This is a genomic window from Paraburkholderia sp. SIMBA_053, from assembly GCF_046534895.1.
GTDB classification, from domain to species: Bacteria; Pseudomonadota; Gammaproteobacteria; order Burkholderiales; family Burkholderiaceae; genus Paraburkholderia; species Paraburkholderia caledonica.
On sequence record NZ_JAWRXU010001356.1, the window covers coordinates 1 to 248 of the forward strand.

The 248-nt window shown below is 62.9% G+C and carries 1 protein-coding gene; it reads left to right on the forward strand.

Annotated elements, in window-relative coordinates; all coding sequences use genetic code 11:
• Nucleotides 1-248 (forward strand): IclR family transcriptional regulator C-terminal domain-containing protein (locus SB753_RS40030; RefSeq protein WP_410805545.1); only part of this gene is annotated, 248 nt, incomplete at both ends.

The following is a 248-nucleotide window of genomic DNA, read 5'->3' on the forward strand; positions in this document are numbered from 1 at the left end:
CTCACACGCGAGGCGGTGCACCTCGGCGCATTCGACGAAGACGCGATCATCTATATCCACAAGATCGACGCCGATTACGGGCTGCGCATGCAGTCGCGGATTGGCCGGCGCAATCCGCTTCACAGCACGGCAATCGGCAAGGTGCTGCTCGCGTGGATGGAGCCGGCCGACGCGCGCGAGGTGCTGTCTCACGTCGAATTCCGCAAGTCGACGCAAAAGACGTTGTCGTCGGCCGAGGCAGTGTTGAG